The organism is Pseudomonas sp. Marseille-QA0332 (genome assembly GCF_054950175.1).
Genome location: NZ_CM143106.1, coordinates 1,655,239 through 1,671,444, shown reverse-complemented (window position 1 = coordinate 1,671,444; position 16,206 = coordinate 1,655,239). Strand labels below are relative to the sequence as shown.

At 63.5% G+C, this 16,206-nt stretch carries 13 protein-coding genes and 1 pseudogene; 5 read left to right on the top strand and 9 right to left on the bottom strand.

Annotation, left to right across the window (positions count from 1 at the left end; genetic code table 11):
* Positions 1–120: 120 nt before the first annotated feature.
* From ACY8GK_RS07835 to ACY8GK_RS07820, 4 genes and pseudogenes are all read right to left on the bottom strand, one after another.
* The gene (locus tag ACY8GK_RS07835; protein ID WP_196179194.1) at positions 121–345 is read right to left on the bottom strand and encodes a hypothetical protein; all 225 of its coding nucleotides are present in this window, start codon (positions 343–345) and stop codon (positions 121–123) included.
* A 47-nt stretch (positions 346–392) separates the two neighbouring features.
* Positions 393–555: pseudogene (locus tag ACY8GK_RS07830) on the bottom strand (AzlC family ABC transporter permease); the annotation flags it as partial.
* A gap of 82 nt (positions 556–637) precedes the next feature.
* Complete coding sequence (locus tag ACY8GK_RS07825) at positions 638–1,309, bottom strand: sel1 repeat family protein (protein ID WP_230375941.1); 672 nt, start codon at positions 1,307–1,309, stop codon at positions 638–640.
* A 323-nt stretch (positions 1,310–1,632) separates the two neighbouring features.
* A complete protein-coding gene (locus ACY8GK_RS07820) occupies positions 1,633–2,280 on the bottom strand; it encodes a LysE family translocator (protein WP_462402761.1) in 648 nt (215 codons plus the stop codon).
* A gap of 174 nt (positions 2,281–2,454) precedes the next feature.
* Here ACY8GK_RS07820 and ACY8GK_RS07815 point away from each other — a divergent pair, with 174 nt between their 5' ends.
* A complete protein-coding gene (locus ACY8GK_RS07815) occupies positions 2,455–3,375 on the top strand; it encodes a LysR substrate-binding domain-containing protein (RefSeq protein WP_462402760.1) in 921 nt (306 codons plus the stop codon).
* Positions 3,376–3,389: 14 nt separating this feature from the next.
* Here ACY8GK_RS07815 and ACY8GK_RS07810 read toward each other — a convergent pair whose 3' ends face one another.
* From ACY8GK_RS07810 to ACY8GK_RS07800, 3 genes are all read right to left on the bottom strand, one after another.
* Positions 3,390–4,538, bottom strand: coding sequence for a M14 family metallopeptidase (locus tag ACY8GK_RS07810; protein ID WP_462402759.1), 1,149 nt, complete (start codon positions 4,536–4,538; stop codon positions 3,390–3,392).
* Positions 4,539–4,588: 50 nt separating this feature from the next.
* Positions 4,589–5,104, bottom strand: a complete 516-nt coding sequence (locus ACY8GK_RS07805) for a FecR/PupR family sigma factor regulator (protein WP_462402758.1) — start codon at positions 5,102–5,104, stop codon at positions 4,589–4,591.
* Positions 5,105–5,512: 408 nt separating this feature from the next.
* Positions 5,513–5,827: a DUF6124 family protein gene (locus ACY8GK_RS07800; RefSeq protein ID WP_196179141.1), complete on the bottom strand. Its 315-nt coding sequence runs from the start codon at positions 5,825–5,827 to the stop codon at positions 5,513–5,515.
* Between the two features lie 89 nt (positions 5,828–5,916).
* Here ACY8GK_RS07800 and ACY8GK_RS07795 point away from each other — a divergent pair, with 89 nt between their 5' ends.
* Positions 5,917–6,624, top strand: coding sequence for a LexA family protein (locus tag ACY8GK_RS07795; RefSeq protein ID WP_462402757.1), 708 nt, complete (start codon positions 5,917–5,919; stop codon positions 6,622–6,624).
* A 128-nt stretch (positions 6,625–6,752) separates the two neighbouring features.
* Here ACY8GK_RS07795 and ACY8GK_RS07790 read toward each other — a convergent pair whose 3' ends face one another.
* Both ACY8GK_RS07790 and ACY8GK_RS07785 read right to left on the bottom strand, forming a co-directional pair.
* The gene (locus ACY8GK_RS07790; RefSeq protein WP_196179137.1) at positions 6,753–7,916 is read right to left on the bottom strand and encodes an isovaleryl-CoA dehydrogenase; all 1,164 of its coding nucleotides are present in this window, start codon (positions 7,914–7,916) and stop codon (positions 6,753–6,755) included.
* A 414-nt stretch (positions 7,917–8,330) separates the two neighbouring features.
* Positions 8,331–8,492 carry a hypothetical protein gene (locus ACY8GK_RS07785; protein WP_196179135.1) on the bottom strand — a complete coding sequence of 54 codons (162 nt, stop codon included), beginning with the start codon at positions 8,490–8,492 and terminating at the stop codon, positions 8,331–8,333.
* Between the two features lie 140 nt (positions 8,493–8,632).
* On the opposite strand from ACY8GK_RS07785, the gene ACY8GK_RS07780 reads away from it, so the two are divergent.
* The 3 genes from ACY8GK_RS07780 to glgB are packed head-to-tail and all read left to right on the top strand — an operon-like array spanning position 8,633 to position 16,184.
* The gene (locus ACY8GK_RS07780) at positions 8,633–10,651 is read left to right on the top strand and encodes an alpha-1,4-glucan--maltose-1-phosphate maltosyltransferase (RefSeq protein ID WP_196179133.1); all 2,019 of its coding nucleotides are present in this window, start codon (positions 8,633–8,635) and stop codon (positions 10,649–10,651) included.
* A 13-nt stretch (positions 10,652–10,664) separates the two neighbouring features.
* A complete protein-coding gene (gene treS, locus ACY8GK_RS07775; RefSeq protein WP_196179131.1) occupies positions 10,665–13,973 on the top strand; it encodes a maltose alpha-D-glucosyltransferase in 3,309 nt (1,102 codons plus the stop codon).
* Complete coding sequence (gene glgB / locus ACY8GK_RS07770) at positions 13,974–16,184, top strand: 1,4-alpha-glucan branching protein GlgB (RefSeq protein ID WP_462402756.1); 2,211 nt, start codon at positions 13,974–13,976, stop codon at positions 16,182–16,184.
* Positions 16,185–16,206 lie beyond the last annotated feature (22 nt).

Here is a 16,206-nt window from a genome sequence, read left to right as displayed (position 1 = left end):
GTCTGCGCGACCACGGGTCGAGGTCGGAACAGGCTTGCAGTACTCATCCGGACTTGTCGATTGCGTTTGCTCGCCGGTTTCGCCTTGCTTGCTCACCGCTCGGCGACTTGCGTACAAAACCTAGCGAAAACGTGGCAGCGGGCGATCGACGCTCAGCGACGTGAGGGTCTTGCGCAGGCGTTCGTCCTCGGCCTCCAGCACCTTGAGGCTTTCGCGGATCCTGCCGGCAGCGGGCACGTCGCCCTGCTTGTCGATCCAGTCGGCAATCTCGCGACAGGCAGTGGCCAGGTGCGTCTGGCGCTGGTTCATCAGCTTCAGGACAGTGGTGAGTTCATGGCTGGACATGGCAGGTTCCTCCGCTGGCCCTGACAGTGTAGCAGCGCCTGCCCGGCTCGATGGGATGGCAGAGCGTCCCTGGCCCTGCCCTGGAATCAGCCCAGCCTCGATGGCCATCGAGCCGGCCAGCAATCCCCACGGCGCGACGGTCAGCGAAAGCGGCAGGACAGCGAACATGCCTCGGGCAAAGGCGCGGCGGGCTGGATCAGGCTGGAGCATGGCGGTCACAGGGTAGCGGCAGGGAAGGGCCAGCATGCCAGAGCAGCGCCAGGCTGGCTTGAACGATTTTGCTCAAGCCAGCTCAGTGATTGCTCAGCAACTGCTGCTGCGCGGCCGCGCAGCCGTTGATCTCCACTGCCTTGAGCAGCAAGGCCTGGCGCTGCGTCGGATCAAGGTCGCCCAGCAGCCGATAGACTTCGGCCTGATAGTCTCGTTGCCGGCCCCATTGCATCTCCAGCCCCTGAGGACGCGTGCGGCTGCACGCCAGGCGCACGGCGGGCTGTGGATAGTAGGGGGCATACAGCGTGGCCATGCTGGCGATCGCTGCCATCGCGTCCCGGTAGGCCGTCGTGGCGTTGAAGGGTGGGCACCAGGTAGCGATGGCTGGTGCCGGCGGTGCGAAACCCTGCTTGAGGCTGGCCTCCAGCAGCGGACAGGCGGCATCCGGTATCTGGCTGGCCGGCAGATAGGTCATGTAGTACAGGGCCAGGCGGTATTGCGCGACCGGATGACCAAGACTGACCGACTTCTTGAGCAGGGCCACGGCCGTCGGCAAGGTTCGAGCCATCGCCTGGCCCTGGCGGCTCAGCTCGGGATCGCTGTCGGCGGTTCGCAATATGCTGTCCTGCACCCCACCATCGGCTTCCTCCAACAGGGGCAGAGCCTGTCTGTACAGCAGGTCGGCATGGGCATCGATGCGGACCTCGATGCCCCATGCCGTGAACGGCAACAAGGCTGCCAGGAGAACGGGCATGCGCCTGGCCACTGTCACAGGCTGGCCCCGGCCAGGAGGATGCGCACTGACAGGACCGGATGGAGCGGGGCGAGTTCGGTGTTCATGGCAATGTCGTTACGCCTCGGGCAAATCAAGGTTACAGGCGCTTATTCTAGCCACGCTCTGCCGCGCGCCGGAAGTCATGCGGGCCGTAATTCGGACGAGCCTGCCATTGCCGCCAGAGGATTGCCAAGGCCTCGTGCGCCATGTATGCCTGGACGAGGGCTGTAGGGCAGGTGCCCCTGGGGTCTCACGGGCCTGGCAAGGCGGCTCCTGCCAGGGGCGTAACGATCGAAGGGTCGTCACGCCCTCGGACGCGATTCGAGCAGTTCGTCGATGTTGTAGAGCGCGCCCAGGCAGGCGATCGCCAGCAACGCCAGCCCGGAAAGCTGGCTGATCCAGCGGCCGGTACGGGGCGAAGCCATTTTGCCGATGGCGAAGATGTACAGGCCCAGGATCGCCAGGTCGATGCTGATCCACAGCAGCGATAGCAAGAGCAGACTCGTGCCGAACGAAGAGGTGATGCCGAGGAACTGCGGAAACAGGGACATGAAGAAGATGATGTCCTTGGGATTGGAAATCCCGACCATGAACCCCTGTCGCCAGCTGCCACCCGATGCATGGGAGCAGACAGGTTGCGGCGTGGGTTGGGCCTGTCGCGGCGAACGGCTGGAGCGCAGGCTGACCAAGGCCAGGTAGCCGATGAACAGGCAGCCGAGCAGGTTCAGCCCGGCCAGCCAGGTGCTGTCCAGGGCTGTTCCGCTGATCAGAATCCAGGCGCAAACCCCAAGCAGTACCCATGACGCCACGTTGCTGCCGGCCGCAGCCAATACCGCCTGGCGCGTTCCCTGGGTCGCGGCGGTGCCGGCCACCAGCGCCACCACCGGCCCTGGTGTGGCTATCAGCAACAGGACGGTGAAGACATAGCTGAGCAGAAGAATGGCGTTCATGGGTTTCGTACAGGATCCAGACGAGCGTGACGGGCGGGCTCGCCGCGACCGCAAGCGCCTCGAGGCCTGGAAGCGGCGAGATGTGATGGCTGGGCATTCTCGGTAACGGGCCGGACATTGTAAAACCACCATCACTGTGTATCACTATTAGCTCCGCTAATGAGAGGTGACGAGGTGTCGGAACGTATACAAGCGCTGCCAGCCCTGCGCGCATTCGAAGTGGCCGCCCGGCATGGCTCCTTCACCCTGGCGGCACAGCGCCTGGCCATGACCCAAGGGGCGGTGAGCCAGCACGTCAAGACACTGGAGAACCTGTTCGGCTGCGCCTTGTTCGAGCGCCACGGCTCCAGGCTCGAGCTCACCGCGCACGGCCGTTTGCTGGCACGCGAACTCACACCGGGGTTCAAGCTCATCGAGCAGGCATGCTCGCTGCTGCGCCAGGATCGCCAGGCGGTTCGACTGAAGGCACCGTCGACCCTGAGCGTGCGCTGGCTGTTGCGTACCCTGGATGCGTTCAGGCAGCAAGGCGAGCCTGTGCCCGTGCAACTGACCAGTGTCTGGATGGACATCGACACTGTGGATTTCTTTCGCGAGCCTTATGACTGCGCCATCCTGCTGGGCAGAGACCCGGCCTCGGCCGATATCGCGAGCGCCAGGCTGTTCGACGAATGGCTGGTGCCGGTATGCAGCCCAGGCTACCTGGCCGGCCGGGAAGCGACGTCGGCGCTGTTGCAGCAGTGCCAGCTGTTGCATCCATCACCGGACCGGCGCGACTGGCGACGATGGCTGGCCAGGACCGGCAGGCGGCGAGAGGGCATCGAGCGGGGGCAGGTATTCGACACGCTCGACCAGGGCATTTCCGCTGCCGAGCAAGGGCTGGGCATTGCCGTGGTCGACCTGACGCTGGTCGCTGCCCAGCTGCAGGCTGGACGACTGGTCCTGCCGTTCCGGCAAGCGGTGGCGTCGGGCGATGGCTACTACCTGAGCTGGCTCAAGACCAGCCCCAAGGCCGGCGTGATGGGCCGGCTGCGCGACTTTCTGCTCGACCAGGCTCCGGTCTTGGCCTGGGACGGCCTCGAGCGTCTCGAAGGCTGAACGCCTGGCGGGGCTCAGCGTAACGTCTCGACCAGTTCGTCCAAGGTATCCAGCACCGCGCCGGCCAGTGTCCTGGCACGCGACCCGGACCAGCCGGCGACAGGGTCAGGCGCATCGTCATGGTCCTTGAACGGCATTTCCAGGGTCAACGACAGGCAATCATACGCCTGGCCCACGGCATTGCAGGCCAGGGTCAGGTTGGCTTGGCCGGGCTGGTCCCGGGGATAGCCATGCACGGTCTGGAAGTCCACCGTGTGCCGGCTCAGCGTCTGGCGAAAGCGTGTTTCCAGGCTGGCGATGCGGGCGGTGTAGCCTGGATTGCCTTCGCAGGCCGCGGTAAACACATGGGGGATCTCCTCGTCGCCATGCACGTCGATGAAGGCATCGACGCCATGCAATTGCATTTGCGCGCGCGCGAAGAACACCTCGGGGCTGTCTTCGAGGCTGGCCTCCTGCCAGGCCCGGTTCAGGTCCTTGCCTTTCATGTTGGTGCGCAGGTGCCCATGGAAGGCACCGTCTGGGTTCATGTTGGGGATCAGGTACAGGTCGGCGGCGGCAAGCAGGTGCCGGATGGTAGGGTCATCGGCTTCGAGGCGATCGATGATGCCTTCCATGAACCATTCGGCCATGTGCTCGCCGGGATGCTGCTGGGCGATCAGCCACAGCTTGCGCTTGCCCGCCGCGCCGTCCCCGGCACGCAGCAGCGGAATGTCGCGTCCTTCGACGCTACGACCGGTGGCCAGCAGCTCGACCGTGGGCAGTCGGCAGGCGCGCTCGATCAGCTGATGGTGGCGCGCGCGCGGGTAGGGCTCGAAATAGGCGAGCCAGGCACTGGTTTCCCGAGCCAGCAGCTCGAAGCTCAGCGCCTTCCCGTCGAATTCGCTGGGTATCCGGAACCAGTCCCGCTGGTCATGGGAAGCCACGGCCTGGTAGCCCTGCCAGGCATGGGAATAGGAAGACTGGCTGGCATTCTCGAGAATGAAGCGGTAGCGCTGGCCTGGCGTCAGCTGGCTGGCCTTGAAGTGGAACCACTGGAAATGCTCGCTGCAGGTATCAGGGCGGATGGCCAGACGAATGGCCGAGGCGTCATGCGCATCATGCACTTCGATGTTGCCGGAGTCGAAATCACAGTCTATCTGTACCGGGGGCTGCGTCACGTTCATTGCCGGGTTCCTGTGGCTTGTTGTCGTGGCGCTACTGTACACCGCTGCGGTCAGGCCCAGTACCCGAGCGTCAACAGTGCCGCAATCCCCAGGCCGACAGCGATGGCACAGCCGCCCAGCGACAGCGCCGCGCGGCCTTGCCGGTACCAGCCGTCATGGCCCAGCTGCCGCGCCGGCTCCAGCAGGCCGCGCCAGCGCAGCTCGGTTTCGCGGAACGCCGCCAGATGGCCGGGCCTGGCATCGAGCCAACGGCGAAAGTCGATCCGTTCGCAGGCGGTCACGTCCGGGCTCTGCAGTCGAACGTACCAGCGGCAGGCCTCCTTGAGCAGCGCATCGTCGGCGACGCAGGCACTGAGCAGCGCCTGGTTCATCAGGTATTCGACGCAGGACAACGGCAGGCCCAGACGCTGTGCGATGGAGGCGAAGCCCAGCTGGTCCAGGCGGCTGAGCAACAATACCTGCTGGGCCCGGCGCGGCAGGCGGCGCAGCCGATGCAGCAGGCGCGCCTCGGCGGTTTCTTCGATACGATGCGGGCCTCGCTCGAGAGGCAGCAGGACACGGCTCATGGGGAGCTCCTTGCTCGATGTGACAGGACGTGGCCGGGCGTAGGCATCGAGAGTCCGCTTTCGATGCAAGTGATTATCGCTTTCCGATCTGCAAAACGTGGTTCTGGCCGTTCACCAAATGACACAGTTTTGCTACCATGGCCCCATCAAGCGGTAACCCTTCTTCATTAGCCTGAAGAGCCAAAAAAAGACCCGGCAAAAAGCCGGGTCAAAAACCGTGATTAGCCTGATGAGGAGATAATCTGAGAGTCCGACCTATGAGCTTTCAGGTTATCCAGCGGGTCTCGCGACCTGCTGAGTGCAATAATAATCGTTATCATTTGTCAGTCAAATGGTTTTTCGCCTGCATGGCGAAATATTTTCCTGGGTCCGTCACGCATTGACTTTTGGCCCTGTCTCCATCTGCCTCTACTTGATGATGTCTTCCTGGGCCTGCGAATGTTCGAGCAGTGCCCTGGCCATGTTCACCATATGCATGAGCGCGAACAGCAACTCCCGGCACGAGCCGCTCTGGGTGTTGGCCGACTCGCACGCCGTGGTGGCCGCGCAGCGCAGCAGGCTCATGGCCTGGACCGCAGCCTGCTCACGGGTGACGTCCTTGCGCAGGATCCAGATCGATTCGTCGGGATCGACCCGGCCGGAGGGCGGATTGAGATAGAAGTCCAATGCGCGTCGTGCCGCTTCGCTGTCCAAATCCTTTTCTAAATATGTCGATGGTTTCATCCTGTTACCTTTGAGTGCCTAGCAGGGAAATGCCACTCGTCCACTTTAATACGACATGTATTCAAAGTGAGGGATTTAAATACTACAACATGTGTATTGAGCGCTGTCGGCCAGTCCGTATCGTGCCTGCGATGGAAAACTGGATTGCCTTGGTCAAGGCCAAGATGCGTGAGCTCGATATCACGCAGGAAAAACTCGCCGAGCGCATCGGGGTCACTCAAGGAGCGGTGGGCCACTGGCTGCGCCGGGAGCGCCAACCCAAGCTCGAGACGATGAACCGGATACTGGTCGAGCTGGGCATGCCGCACCTGCATGTGCAGATGCAGCTCACCAGTCGCAGCGAAGTGGCCGAACAGGGCGCAAGCTATGCCCCGCACGCGCAAGACCCCGACTACGTACGGGAACTGCTTCAGTACATCGTGTGCTTTCGCTATCCGGTGTTGGCCTGGACCGAACTGGAAGGGCCACTGCCAGAAGACAGCATCGTCCATGAGCACACCGACTACTGCGCACGCGGTCGCGCCTTCTGGCTACGGGTCGAGAGCGACGCGATGAACGCACCGAGCGGCCCGAGCGTGCCTGAAGGCATGCTGGTGCTGGTCGACCCAGGCGTACCGGCCGCGCCTGGCAAGCTGGTCATCGTTCGCCAGACCGGACGGCCAGCGATCTTCCGACAGCTGATCGAGGAGGGCGGCCAGCGCTACCTGCGACCGCTCAACCCCACCTATCCGACGGTCCTGTGCGAACAGCCGCCACAAGTGCTCGGCGTGGTCGTGCGCGCGCATGCCAGCTTCTGAGTGGCAAGCCACAAGCCACAAGCCACAAGCCACAAGCCACAAGCAAGAGCAGGACGGCGTCGTGACAGGGCTTCATTTCTCTTCAGTACCGCGCCGCTCTAGCTTGCGGCTTGCTGACGACCTGTCGCTCAGCGCGTTTCGTTGAACAGCTCCCGGCCGATCAGCATGCGACGTATCTCGCTGGTGCCGGCACCGATCTCGTACAACTTGGCATCCCGTAGCAGGCGACCTGCCGGAAATTCGTTGACATAACCGTTGCCGCCGAGGATCTGGATCGTCTCCAGGGCCGTCAGCGTTGCCCGTTCGGAGGTGTGCAGGATCACTCCGGCGGCGTCCTTGCGAGTGGTTTCGCCACGGTCACAGGCCTGGGCCACTGCATAAAGGTAAGCGCGGCTGGCATTGAGCTGGGTGTACAGGTCGGCGACCTTGGCCTGGATCAGCTGGAACTCGCCGATGCTCTGGCCAAACTGCTTGCGATCATGGATGTATGGCAGGATCAGGTCCAGACAGGCCTGCATGATGCCGGTCGGCCCGGCGGCGAGTACCACGCGCTCGTAGTCCAGGCCGCTCATCAGCACCCGCACGCCACCATCGAGCCGGCCAAGAATGTTTTCCTCGGGTACCTCGACGTCATCGAAGAACAGCTCGCAGGTGTTGGAGCCACGCATGCCGAGCTTGTCGAACTTGTCCCCGCGGCTGAAGCCTTTCCAGTCGCGTTCGACGATGAAGGCGGTGATGCCCTGGGCGCCCTTGTCCAGATCGGTCTTGGCGTAGATCACATAGATATCGGCCTCGGGACCATTGGTGATCCAGCTCTTGCTGCCGTTGAGCAGGTAGCGCTGGCCACGTTTTTCGGCGCGCAGCTTCATCGAGACCACATCGGAGCCGGCATTCGGCTCGCTCATGGCCAGCGCGCCGACGTGCTCGCCGCTGACCAGCCTGGGCAGATATCGGCGTTTCTGTTCGTCGGTACCGTTGCGGTTGATCTGGTTGACGCAAAGGTTCGAATGCGCGCCGTAGGAAAGCGCCACCGAGGCCGAACCACGGCTTATTTCTTCCATCGCCACCACATGGGCCAGGTAGCCCAGGTCGGCACCGCCGTACTCTTGCGGCACGGTGATCCCCAGCACGCCCAGTGCGCCGAACTTGCGCCACAGATCGGCAGGGAACAGATTGTCCTTGTCTATCCGAGCGGCCCGCGGGCTCAGCTCGGCCGTCACGAACGCATGTACCTCGTCGCGCAGAAGGTCGATGGTTTCGCCAAGGGCGAAATTCAGGGTCGGATAGAACATGTGGCCACCTGTTGTAGTTGGAATGGGACTGCACATGAGGCTGACGCTTCTGCCGTTATGTTAACGCAAGCATGAATCGTGGCGCTGTCAAACCCGTGTTGGCCATTCGGTGGTGAGGTTAGGCTTTGTACGGAAAGTGCCCTGCGCGACGATCAGGCTACGTTGAAAACAGGCTCGGAATGCTCATTTACAACCCGTAAAGTCGAGCGCGACCCCGGCGGTTCCTCGCCTGTTTTCACCTTGCCTGATCGCCGCTCGGCGACTTTTCGTACATAGTCTCGACACATCAGGCGGGTGCCCGTGCGCTGGCGCGCCAGGCGAAACATGCGAAGGGGGCGCGCTGGGCAGGCAGCCTGTCGACCGCTGTCACAAGCGCCGCGGCGCGCCTCGCTGCGACCAGGTCCTTGGCTATGCTCAGGCTTTCACCGGCGGTTCGTCGTTGGGCGGATCCCCTACCGTCGGTGGCGTGGTGGGCTTGATCGGCAGGTCGTCCGGGTCCTCCTCGGGAACGGGCGGAGGCAGGACGGGGTCGTCGATGTTCGGATCGGGCGTTTCCGGCGGGGTCGGGATGTTCATGGTGGAGCCTCGCGGATGGTTGGGCTGAGGGTCTGTCTGCTCGGACCTTCTGGCGTGCCAAACGCTCAGTTTTTTATTGAACCCCGGCCTGTAGGACCGTTCTGAACCCTTACCGTCCCAGTCAAACGGAGCAAGGTTCGATGTCACGTAATGAGCCCTTCGAAAGCGTGCCCATGGCGAACGACCACCCGGACCAGGCCATCAGCCTGTCCCAGGCGCTGCTGGCCCCGCGAATCGTCATCGAAGACACCCAGCCGGTACTCGATGCTGGCCAGTTCGCCAGCAAGGCCGTGCGCGGCCAGTCGGTCCAGGTATCCAGCAAGGTCTACAGCGATGGTCATGATCGCCTGGCGGTCACGCTCAACTGGCGGCAGGCGCACAGCCGGCGCTGGCACCGGGTGCCGATGCATTCGGCGGGCAACGACCTGTGGCTGGCCGAATTCACCCCGCTGGAACTCGGCTTGCACCTGTTCAGCATCGAAGCCTGGATCGACCCCTTCGCCACCTACTGCCACGACCTGGAAAAAAAATACCATGCCGGCGTCGACGTGACGCTCGAACTCGAAGAGGGCCGCCTGCTGCTTGGCAAGGGCATCGAGCGTAGCGAAGGGCTGCTGCGCGAGCAGCTCGAGGAGCTGCGTCGACGCCTGCCCGACCTGCCTGTGGAGCAGCAGGTGAGCTTGTTGCTGGGCAGCGATGCCAGCCTGTTGATGAACCAGGCCGAGCACCGCAGTTACCTGACTCGCAGCATGGAGTTCCCGCTCGACGTGGACCGCGAAGAGGCGCTGTTCGCCAGCTGGTACGAGCTGTTCCCGCGCTCGATCACCGACGACCCCGAGCGTCATGGCACCTTCAACGATGTGCATCGCCGCTTGCCGATGATCCGCGACATGGGCTTCGATGTCTTGTACTTCCCGCCGATCCACCCCATCGGCATGCGGCATCGCAAGGGCCGTAACAACGCGCTGCAGGCCGAGCCGGGCGATCCGGGCAGTCCCTATGCGATCGGCAGCGCCGATGGCGGCCATGACGCCATTCATCCGCAGTTGGGGACACGCGAGGATTTCCGGCGGCTGGTCGCGGCCGCCGCCGAGCACGGCCTCGAAATCGCCCTGGATTTCGCCATCCAGTGCTCCCAGGACCACCCCTGGCTGAGCGAGCATCCCGGCTGGTTCAGCTGGCGGCCAGACGGCACCATTCGCTACGCGGAAAACCCGCCGAAGAAATACCAGGACATCGTCAACGTCGACTTCTACGCGCCCGATGCGGTGCCTTCGCTATGGCTGGCACTGCGCGACGTGGTGGTGGGTTGGGTCGAGGAGGGGGTCAAGACGTTCCGGGTCGACAATCCGCATACCAAGCCGTTGCCATTCTGGCAGTGGCTGATCGCCAATGTGCGCAGCCAGTATCCCGAAGTGATCTTCCTCGCCGAAGCCTTCACCAAGCCGGCGATGATGGCACGCCTGGGCAAGGTGGGATATGCGCAAAGCTATACCTACTTCACCTGGCGCAACACCAAGCAGGAGCTGACCACTTACTTCCAGGAGCTCAACCAGTCACCTTGGCGCGACTGCTATCGGCCGAACTTCTTCGTCAACACGCCGGACATCAACCCGTTCTTCCTGCAGAACTCGGGGCGGGCCGGTTTTCTGATCCGTGCTGCCCTGGCGACCATGGGCTCGGGCCTGTGGGGCATGTATTCGGGCTTCGAGCTGTGCGAGGCAGCCGCCTTGCCAGGCAAGGAAGAGTATCTCGATTCCGAGAAGTACGAGATTCGTCCACGCGACTTCACCCAGCCCGGCAACATCATCGCCGAGATCGCCCAGCTCAATCGCATCCGGCGGCAGAACCCGGCATTGCAGACGCACCTAGGCATCGCCTTCTTCAATTGCTGGAACGACAACATCCTGTATTTCGCCAAGCGCACGCCGGAGCGCGACAACTTCATCCTGGTGGCCATCAGCCTTGACCCACACAACGCCCAGGAGGCGCACTTCGAACTGCCGTTGTGGGAACTGGGACTCGATGACAACGCCGCGACGCGCGGTGAGGACTTGATGAACGGCCACCGCTGGACCTGGTACGGCAAGACCCAGTGGATGCGTATCGAGCCGGGGCACCTGCCATTCGGCATCTGGCGCATCGAGAAAGCCCACTAGCAAGGACTCGCACATGGCAAAGCGTTCACGCCCGGCAGCGTTCACCGACGACCCCTTGTGGTACAAGGATGCGGTGATCTATCAGGTCCACGTGAAGTCCTTCTTCGATTCGAACAACGATGGAATCGGTGATTTCGCCGGCTTGATCAGCAAGCTGGACTACATTGCCGAGCTGGGCGTGAACACTCTCTGGCTGTTGCCGTTCTATCCTTCGCCACGGCGCGACGATGGCTACGACATTTCCGAGTACAAGGCGGTACACCCCGACTACGGCTCCCTGGCCGATGCCCGGCGCTTCATCGCCGAGGCGCACAAGCGGGGCTTGCGAGTGATCACCGAGCTGGTGATCAACCACACCTCCGACCAGCATCCCTGGTTCCAGCGTGCCCGGCACTCCAAGCCGGGCAGCAAGGCGCGCGACTTCTATGTCTGGTCGGATACCGACCAGAAGTACGACGGCACGCGCATCATCTTCCTCGACACGGAAAAGTCCAACTGGACCTGGGACCCGGTCGCCGGCCAGTATTTCTGGCATCGCTTCTATTCGCACCAGCCGGACCTGAACTTCGACAACCCCAAGGTGCTCAAGGCCGTCATCGGGGTGATGCGTTTCTGGCTGGACATGGGCGTGGATGGCTTGCGCCTGGATGCCATTCCGTACCTGATCGAGCGAGACGGCACCAACAACGAGAACCTGCCCGAGACCCACCAGGTACTCAAGGCCATTCGCGCCGAGATCGATGCCAACTATCCGGACCGGATGTTGCTGGCCGAAGCCAACCAGTGGCCCGAAGACACCCGGCCATACTTTGGCGAGGGTGATGGCGACGAATGCCACATGGCGTTCCATTTCCCGCTGATGCCGCGCATGTACATGGCCCTGGCCATGGAAGACCGTTTCCCGATCACCGACATCCTGCGCCAGACCCCCGAGATCCCCGCCAACTGCCAATGGTCGATCTTCCTGCGCAACCATGACGAGCTGACCCTGGAAATGGTCACCGACCGTGAACGCGACTACCTGTGGAACCATTACGCCGCCGATCGCCGGGCGCGGATCAACCTGGGCATCCGTCGCCGCCTGGCGCCGCTGCTGCAGCGCGATCGCAGGCGCATCGAGCTGCTGACCAGCCTGCTGTTGTCGATGCCAGGCACGCCGACCTTGTACTACGGTGACGAACTGGGCATGGGTGACAACATCTACCTGGGGGATCGCGACGGTGTGCGCACGCCCATGCAGTGGTCGCCTGACCGCAACGGCGGTTTCTCCAGAGCCGAGCCGCAGCGCCTGGTCTTGCCGCCGATCATGGATCCGTTGTACGGCTACCAGACCATCAACGTCGAGGCGCAATCCCACGATCCGCACTCGCTGCTCAACTTCAACCGCCGCTTGCTGGCCGTGCGGGCGCAACAAAAGGCATTCGGGCGGGGCACCTTGAAGATGCTCTCGCCGAGCAACCGCCGGGTGCTGGCCTACCTGCGCGAATACATCGACGCCGATGGCAACAGCGAGACCATCCTGTGCGTGGCCAACGTCTCGCGAGCCGCCCAGGCCGCCGAGCTGGACCTGTCGCAACATGCCGACAAGGTGCCGGTGGAAATGCTCGGCGGCAGCGCCTTCCCGCCCATCGGCCAACTGCCTTTCTTGCTCACCTTGCCGCCCTACGGGTTCTACTGGTTCGCGCTGGCAGCACGCGAGCGCATGCCCAGCTGGCACGTCGAACCCGCCGAAAGCCTTCCGGAGCTGATGACCTTGGTACTGCGCAAACGCATGGAAGAACTCCTCGAGTCGCCTTCGCGCGACCATCTGCAAGGCTCGATCCTGCCGCAATACCTGCCCAAGCGGCGTTGGTTCGCCGGCAAGGAAGGGCCGATCGACGCAATCCGCATCCGCTATGGCGTGCGCTTCGGCACGGCGACCACGCCCGTGCTGCTGAGCGAACTGGAAGTGCTCAGCAACGGTGTGGCCAGCCATTACCAGCTGCCGTTCGGCCTGCTGCTCGAAGAGCAGATCCACAGCGCCTTGCCCCAGCAACTGGCGTTGTCACGGGTCAGGCGTGGCCGTCAGGTCGGCCTGATCACCGATGCCTTCGTGCTCGAGCCGTTCATCCGTGCCGTACTGCGCGCCTGCCAGGACAACGTCCGGCTGGCCAGCAGCGAAGGCGAACTGCGTTTCGAGTGCACCGAGCAACTGGCCAGCCTCGGGCTCGACGAGCAAAGCGAAGTACGCTACCTGGGCGCCGAACAGTCCAACAGTTCGGTCGTCGTCGGCGGGCGACTGGTGCTCAAGCTGATCCGTCGGGTCAATCCGGGCATTCATCCAGAGCTGGAAATGAGCGCGTACCTGACGGCGGCCGGCTTCGCCAACATCTCGCCGCTGCTGGCCTGGGTCAGCCGAGTCGATGCCCGGCAGCAGCCTCATCTGCTGATGATCGCCCAAGGTTATCTGAGCAACCAGGGCGACGCCTGGGCCTGGACCCAGGACACCCTGGAGCGCGCCATCCGCGACGAGCTGGAGCCAGCCAGCGTCGATGCCGAAGGGCCTGCCAACGCACTGGCCGAGTTGGCCGGCTTCGCTGCCCTGTTCGGCCAGCGCCTGGGCGAAATGCACCTGTTGCTGGCGGCTGCGACCGAGGACGAGGATTTCCAGCCACGCCCGAGCAGCGAGCAGGACAGCCAGCGCTGGGGACGGCAGATCGCCGCGCAACTCGAGCGAGCACTCGACTTGCTGGCCCAGCATCGTGACGCACTGGATGCCGCCGGCCAGGCGCTGGTCGACGACCTGCAGCAGCAACGCCAGGGGCTGACCCGGCATGTCGAGCAGCTCGCGGCGCAGGCGCGGGGCGGCTTGCTCATTCGTGTGCATGGCGACCTGCACCTGGGCCAGGTGCTAGTGGTGCAGGGCGATGCCTACCTGATCGACTTCGAAGGCGAACCTTCGCGCCCGCTGGAAGAACGCCGGGCCAAGCTCAGCCCGTACAAGGACGTGGGCGGCGTGTTGCGATCGTTCGACTATGCTGCTGCGATGATCTTGCGAAGCGCCGCGGGCGATCTGTCGGATGCGGCGCGCCAGGCGCGCCAGAGGGTGGCCAGGCAGTACCTGCAGCAGTCCCGGCAGGCTTTCGTCGAAGCCTACGGCATGGCCACGGCAGCGATGCCGCATGCCTGGGAAGACGCCCAGGGCGAGCAGGCGGCGCTGGAACTGTTCACCCTCGAAAAAGCTGCCTACGAAATCATTTACGAGGCCGAGAACCGGCCAAGCTGGCTGGCCGTGCCCCTGCACGGCTTGCATGGACTGATCAGTACCTGGGGAGAGTCATGAATGAAAGCAACCAAGCGCGATAACGGCGCACTTCGGCAACAGGACCTCGATGCCCTGGCCCGCGCCGAACACGCCGACCCGTTTGCAGTGCTGGGTCTGCACGCTGATGATGCGGGCGGCTTCTGGGTTCGCGCTTTCCTGCCCAATGCCTTGAGTGCCCGGGTGTTGGCCCGGCATGACGGACACGTGCTGGCACAGATGGAACAGGGCAGCCTGCCCGGCCTTTTCTTCGCCCACCTGGATGAAGCCCAGCCCTATCAGCTGCAGGTCGGTTGGGCAGGCGGCGAGCAGATCACCGAAGACCCGTACAGCTTCGGGCCGCAGCTCGGCGACATGGACTTGCACTTGTTCGCCGAGGGCAACCATCGCGACCTGTCCGGGCGCTTTGGCGCCCAGCCAACCCAGGTCGACGGGGTGGATGGCGTGTGTTTCTCGGTATGGGCGCCGAACGCACGGCGGGTCTCGGTGGTGGGCGACTTCAACAACTGGGATGGCCGCCGACACCCGATGCGCCTGCGTCATGGCGCCGGGGTGTGGGAGCTGTTCATACCACGCTTGGGGATAGGCGAAACCTACAAGTACGAAGTGCTCGGCAGCACCGGGGTGCTGCCGCTCAAAGCCGATCCACTGGCGCGCGCCACCGAGCTGCCGCCGAGCACGGCGTCCAAGGTCGCCGGGGCGCTCGCCCACGACTGGCAGGACCAGGCCTGGATGCAACAGCGTGCGCAGCGCCATGCCTATAGCGCACCGCTGTCGATCTACGAGCTGCATGCCGGCTCCTGGCGTTGCGAAACCGACGAAGCCGGCGAAGTGGCGCGATTCTACAACTGGCGTGAACTGGCCGAGCAACTGGTGCCGTATGTGCGCAAGATGGGCTTCACCCATATCGAGCTGTTGCCCATCATGGAGCACCCCTTCGGTGGCTCATGGGGCTACCAGCCGCTGTCGCTGTTCGCTCCCACGTCGCGCTACGGCACCCCGGAAGATTTCGCGGCCTTCGTCGATGCCTGCCACCAGGCCGAGATCGGCGTCATCCTCGACTGGGTGCCAGCCCATTTCCCCACCGACGAGCACGGTCTGGCGCGCTTCGATGGCACGGCACTGTACGAGTACGACAACCCCCTGGAAGGTTTCCACCAGGATTGGAATACCCTGATCTACAATCTGGGCCGCAACGAAGTGCGCGGCTTCATGATGGCCTCGGCACTGCATTGGCTCAAGCACTTCCACATCGATGGCCTGCGCGTCGATGCGGTAGCGTCCATGCTCTATCGGGACTACTCGCGCAAGGCCGGCGAATGGGTCCCCAATCGCCATGGCGGACGCGAGAACCTCGAGGCCATCGATTTCATTCGGCATCTCAACGGCGTCGCTGCCCATGAAACGCCGGGCGCGCTGATCATCGCCGAGGAATCCACGGCCTGGCCAGGCGTCAGCCAGCCGACCGAGCAGGGCGGGTTGGGATTCGCCTACAAGTGGAACATGGGCTGGATGCACGATACGCTGCACTATGTGCAGAACGACCCGGTCCACCGAGCCTATCATCACAACGAACTGAGCTTCGGCCTGGTCTATGCCTACTCCGAGCGCTTCATCCTGCCGATCTCCCACGATGAAGTCGTGCATGGCAAGCATTCCCTGATCGACAAGATGCCTGGCGACCGCTGGCAGAAGTTCGCCAATCTGCGTGCCTACCTGGCGTTCATGTGGACCCATCCAGGCAAGAAGCTGCTGTTCATGGGGTGCGAGTTCGGCCAATGGCGCGAGTGGAACCACGATCACCAGCTCGACTGGTACCTGCTGCAGCAGTCGGAGCACCAAGGCATGCAGAAGCTGGTGGCCGACCTCAACGGATTGTATCGGGCCGAACCTGCGCTGCATGAACAGGATTGCCAGCCGCAAGGCTTCCAGTGGCTGATCGGCGATGATGCGCGCAACAGCGTGTATGCCTGGCTGCGCTGGAGCAAGGACGGCGAACCATTGCTAGTGGTGGTCAACTTCACGCCCGTGCCCCGTGACAGCTACCGCATCGGGGTACCGTTCGGCGAACAGTGGCAGGAGGTGCTCAATACCGACGCCGAATGCTATGCCGGATCGAATTTCGGCAACTTCGGGACGGTCGCCAGCGAGCCTGAACCTCGCCACGGCCAGCCCTTGTCGCTGACCCTCAACCTGCCCCCGCTCGGGGTGCTGATCATGAAGCCGGCCTGAGCCGCCCCGCCATCGTCCTGCA

Excerpts from the sequence above, each read along its gene's own strand:
- ACY8GK_RS07795 (WP_462402757.1), top strand. The coding sequence starts at position 5,917 with ATGTGTATTGAGCGCTGTCGGCCAGTCCGTATCGTGCCTGCGATGGAA.
- glgB (WP_462402756.1), top strand. The coding sequence starts at position 13,974 with ATGAAAGCAACCAAGCGCGATAACGGCGCACTTCGGCAACAGGACCTC.
- ACY8GK_RS07825 (WP_230375941.1), bottom strand. The coding sequence starts at position 1,309 with ATGCCCGTTCTCCTGGCAGCCTTGTTGCCGTTCACGGCATGGGGCATC.
- ACY8GK_RS07835 (WP_196179194.1), bottom strand. The coding sequence starts at position 345 with ATGTCCAGCCATGAACTCACCACTGTCCTGAAGCTGATGAACCAGCGC.
- ACY8GK_RS07800 (WP_196179141.1), bottom strand. The coding sequence starts at position 5,827 with ATGAAACCATCGACATATTTAGAAAAGGATTTGGACAGCGAAGCGGCA.
- ACY8GK_RS07805 (WP_462402758.1), bottom strand. The coding sequence starts at position 5,104 with ATGAGCCGTGTCCTGCTGCCTCTCGAGCGAGGCCCGCATCGTATCGAA.
- ACY8GK_RS07790 (WP_196179137.1), bottom strand. The coding sequence starts at position 7,916 with ATGTTCTATCCGACCCTGAATTTCGCCCTTGGCGAAACCATCGACCTT.
- ACY8GK_RS07785 (WP_196179135.1), bottom strand. The coding sequence starts at position 8,492 with ATGAACATCCCGACCCCGCCGGAAACGCCCGATCCGAACATCGACGAC.
- ACY8GK_RS07820 (WP_462402761.1), bottom strand. The coding sequence starts at position 2,280 with ATGAACGCCATTCTTCTGCTCAGCTATGTCTTCACCGTCCTGTTGCTG.
- ACY8GK_RS07810 (WP_462402759.1), bottom strand. The coding sequence starts at position 4,538 with ATGAACGTGACGCAGCCCCCGGTACAGATAGACTGTGATTTCGACTCC.
- ACY8GK_RS07780 (WP_196179133.1), top strand. The coding sequence starts at position 8,633 with ATGTCACGTAATGAGCCCTTCGAAAGCGTGCCCATGGCGAACGACCAC.
- treS (WP_196179131.1), top strand. The coding sequence starts at position 10,665 with ATGGCAAAGCGTTCACGCCCGGCAGCGTTCACCGACGACCCCTTGTGG.